Raw genomic sequence first — 3,227 nt, forward strand, 5'->3', positions numbered from 1 at the left:
TGCTTGACGCTTCCGGTGGCCAGACCGCTCTGCCAGTAGCGCTGGAGCATGAGGAAGGCGATGACGAGGGGGATGATCGAGATCAGGGAGCCGGTCACGACGAGCGGGAGCATGTCGCTGCTGGCGCCGGCTCCGCCGTTCTGCGCCTGGGCGGCCCAGGAGGAGAGGCCGACCGTGATGGGGTACAGGTTCGGGTCGCTGAGCATGATCAGTGGCAGGAAGTAGTTGTTCCAGGTGGCCACGAGGGTGAAGAGCAGGACGGTCACCAGGCCGGGGGCCAGCAGCCTGAGGACGATCCGGAAGAAGATGCGGGCCTCGCTGGCCCCGTCGATGCGGGCGGCCTCCAGGAGGCTGTCGGGGACGGCGTCGGCCGCGTAGACGCGCATGAGGTAGAGGCCGAAGGGGTTGACGAGGGAGGGCAGGATGATCGCCCAGGGGGTGTTGACCAGGCCCGCCTTCGCGAACAGCAGGTAGGTCGGGATCGCCAGGGCGGTGGCCGGGACCATGATGGCGCCCAGGACGAGGTTGAAGGCGGCCCGGTCGCCGCTAAAGCGGAACTTGGCGAAGCCGTAGCCGGCGGCGGCCGCGATCATCGCCGCGCCGAGTGCGCTGACGACGGCGTACATGGCGGTGTTGAGCAGCCAGTGGACGAAGACGCCGTCGTCCTGGGTGAAGGTCCGACTGATGTTCTCCAGCAGTTGCGGGGTGTCCGAGAACCACAGGCCGAAGCTGTCGAACAGGTCCTGGGTGCTCTTGGTGGAGGCGACCAGCAGCCAGAACAGCGGGAGGAAGAAGTAGGCCAGGGCGGCCAGCATGGCGATCGTCAGCGGGGTGCTGCGCCGGGGGGCTGCGGACCGGCGCCGCTTCGGTGCGGTGAAGGCCGGGCCGTCGGCCGGTGCGGTCGTGGCCTTCGGCATGGTGGTGGTCACTTTTCCCTCCTTCGGTTCGCGGTGAGCAGCACGGCGTAGGAGGCGATGACGATGACCAGGCCCAGGAGGAAGGAGACCGTGGCCGCGTAGTTGACCTGCTGGCCGGTGAAGGCGAGGGAGTAGGCGTAGAGGTTGGCGGTGTAGGAGCTGCTGATCACGTCCGGGGCGATCTTCATCAGCAGGCTGGGTTCGTTGAACAGCTGGAAGCTGCCGATCACGGAGAACAGCAGGGTGAGCAGAAGCGCGGGCCGCAACGCGGGGAGCTTGATCGACCAGGCGACGCGCCAGGCTCCGGCGCCGTCCATGGCGGCTGCCTCGTACAGGTCGTACGGGATGGTCCGTAGGGCGGCATACAGGATGATCATGTTGTAGCCGACGAACTCCCAGGTCACGATGTTCGCCAGGCTGCCGAGCATCCAGCTCTCGCTGAGGAAGGCCGGGGCGGGCAGGTCGAGATTGCGGCTCAGCTGGGCGAACGGGCCGAAGTCGGGGCCGTACAGGTAGCCCCACATCAGGGCGGCGACCACGCTGGGCACGGCGTACGGCACGAAGATGCCCAGCCGGATCACACGCGCCAGGCGCAGCAGGCCGCTGTCCAGCGCGAGCGCGAAGAGCAGGGCCAGCAGCAGCATCAGCGGCACCTGGATGACGAAGAACAGAGCCACGCGTGCGACGCCGTGCAGGAGTTGCGGGTCCTTGAGGGCGGTGACGTAGTTGTCCAGGCCGACGAAGGTGGTGCCGCCGATGAGCTGTTCCTGGAAGAGGCTGAGGTAGGCGGCGTAGCCGAGCGGGGCGAGGAACAGCAGGAGGAAGAGGATCAGGAACGGTGCGACGAACAGGGGGCCCGCCGCACCACGATGTACGCGTTTCCTGCGGGCCTCGGTCGTGGTCGTGGCGGCCATCAGGTCCCCTCGACGGTGAAGCCCTGCTTCTTGGCGTACGCCGTGAGCCGGGACTGCCAGGTGCCGAGGGCGGCGACGGTGTCGGACTTGGCGGCCAGGGACTTGCCGACGGTCTCGGTCCAGTCGGTTGCCGCCTGGTCGAGGAACGGCGGCCACTGGAAGGAGGGTGAGACCGTGTCGCTGATGTCGGCGAAGATCTGGTTGACCTTCTGGCCGCCGTAGAAGGCGGGCGCGCTGGCGGTGACACTCGCGTCGGCGAGCAGGGCCTTGGTCGCCGGGAAGAAGAACTGCTGGGTGGCGAACATCTTGGCGCTGGCCGGGTCGGCGTTGAGGAACTGCGCGAACTGCGCCGCCGCGATCTTGTTCTTGGTGGCCGCGGTGACCGCGGTCGTGGAGCCGCCCCAGTTGCCGGAGACCGGCTTGGCGGCGTCCCACTGCGGCAGCGGCGCCGCCCGCCACTTGCCCGAGGTGGACTTGGCCGAGCCGGACAGGAAGGACGGGCCCCAGGCCGCGGTCAGCCAGGTGGCGTACTTGCCCTTGTTGAACCCGGCGTACCAGGGGTCGGCGAAGTCCGGGTCGGTGCTGATGACGCCTTCCTTGGCCAGATCGCCCCAGTACGCGGCCAGCTTCTTCGAGACGGCGTCATCCACGCTGATGGACAGAGTGCTCTTGCCCGAGGTCGCATACGGCTTGGCGCCCGCCTGCCACAACAGGCCGTGCCAGGCGGCGGGTTCGTTCGCCGCGAGGTTGGTCAGATAGACGTCCGGGTCCGCCTGGTGGAGCTTACGGGCCGCAGTCGCGAACTCGTCCCAGGTCTCGGGCACCTGGATGCCGTGCTGGTCGAAGATGTCCTTGCGGTAGAGCATCCCCATCGGTCCGGTGTCCTGCGGGATCGCCCAGACTTCACCGTTCGGTCCGCTGACCTGTCCCCAGGTCCAGTCGACGAACTCATCCTTCAGTGCCGTGGCGCCGTACGGGGCGAGGTTCAGCAGGCTGCCTGTGATCGTGAAGGTGGGGATCGCCTGGTACTCGATCTGCACCAGGTCCGGTGCGCCGGTCCCGGCCTTCAGCGCGGTGCGCAGCTTGGTGTAGTGGGCCACGCCCTGACCGGCGTTGACGACCTTGACCTTGATCGCCGGGTACTTCTTCTCGAAGAGCGCGACCTCCTGCTGGATGTCCGGGACCCAGGTCCAGAACGTCAGCTCGGTCGGTGTCTTCATCGCCTTGTCGATATCGGCCTGGCTCACCGGCTCGGCGGAGGAGGAACCGGAGTCGCTGTCACCGCTGCACGCGGCGAGCGCCGCGCCGAGGGACACCGCACCACTCGCGGCGAGGAACCGCCGACGGCTCATGGAGGACGTGGGAACGAAGGATCTGGGCATGGTGAACTCCCGCC

At 67.8% G+C, this 3,227-nt stretch carries 3 protein-coding genes; all 3 read right to left on the bottom strand.

Annotation, left to right across the window (positions count from 1 at the left end):
* The coding region (locus G5C60_RS50120) for a carbohydrate ABC transporter permease (RefSeq protein WP_338146160.1) at nucleotides 1-929 on the bottom strand (929 nt) is incomplete at its 3' end.
* Nucleotides 926-1,831, bottom strand: a complete 906-nt coding sequence (locus G5C60_RS50125; RefSeq protein ID WP_165270905.1) for a carbohydrate ABC transporter permease — start codon at nucleotides 1,829-1,831, stop codon at nucleotides 926-928. The genes G5C60_RS50120 and G5C60_RS50125, both read right to left, overlap by 4 nt.
* Nucleotides 1,831-3,213, bottom strand: a complete 1,383-nt coding sequence (locus tag G5C60_RS50130; RefSeq protein ID WP_165270907.1) for an ABC transporter substrate-binding protein — start codon at nucleotides 3,211-3,213, stop codon at nucleotides 1,831-1,833. The genes G5C60_RS50125 and G5C60_RS50130 overlap by 1 nt, the downstream gene beginning before the upstream one ends.
* Between the last annotated feature and the right edge of the window lie 14 nt (nucleotides 3,214-3,227).

It is taken from the genome of Streptomyces scabichelini, from assembly GCF_011045015.1.
GTDB classification, from domain to species: domain Bacteria; phylum Actinomycetota; class Actinomycetes; order Streptomycetales; family Streptomycetaceae; genus Streptomyces; species Streptomyces scabichelini.